Below are 623 nucleotides of genomic sequence, written 5' to 3'. Positions count from 1 at the left end.
ACAGTGCTAAATCAGAGATCTTCGTCTTTCCGGAGACTTCGGATAAATTCAGCCGGAGTCATGTCATTTAATGATGAATGCGTTCTCTCATGATTGTATTCCCTGCGCCAGTTGTCGAGTTTTTCCTGCGCATCTTCCAGTGACAGGAACCAGTGAATGTTCAGGCATTCATCCCGCAGACTGCCGTTAAATGATTCAATAAACGGGTTATCTGTCGGCTTTCCGGGGCGCGAGAAGTCCATTGTGACGCCGTGTTCATACGCCCATTTATCCAGACTTTTTGAGATAAACTCGCTGCCGTTATCCGTCTGGATACGTACCGGCAGCCGCTTATCCAGCACCCGCAGTGCCTCCATTATTCTGACCACATCCTCGCCTTTTAACGATTTTCCGGCATGGATCGCCAGGCATTCCCGACTAAAATTATCCACTACAGTCAGCGCCCGAAAACGCCGCCCGTTAAACAGATTATCTGACACAAAATCCATACTCCAGCACTGATCGACATGCGTCAGGACCGGGCGCTGCTGACGGCGTGCTGCACTGACATGTCTGCGGGGGCGTTTTCTGCGCAGGTTCAGGCCTTCAAGACAATAAATCCGGTGGGTTTTCTTGTGGTTAAC

The 623-nt window shown here is 50.4% G+C and carries 1 protein-coding gene; it reads right to left on the bottom strand.

What is annotated here, in order from left to right; translation table 11 throughout:
- Nucleotides 1–11: 11 nt before the first annotated feature.
- Nucleotides 12–623 (bottom strand): IS3 family transposase (locus F4V61_RS21985; protein WP_139783490.1); only part of this gene is annotated, 612 nt, incomplete at its 5' end.

The organism is Salmonella enterica subsp. arizonae (genome assembly GCF_008692845.1).
Taxonomy (GTDB): domain Bacteria; phylum Pseudomonadota; class Gammaproteobacteria; order Enterobacterales; family Enterobacteriaceae; genus Salmonella; species Salmonella arizonae.
Note: the sequence above shows the minus strand (reverse complement) of the source record. Positions and strands in the feature narration are given on the sequence as shown.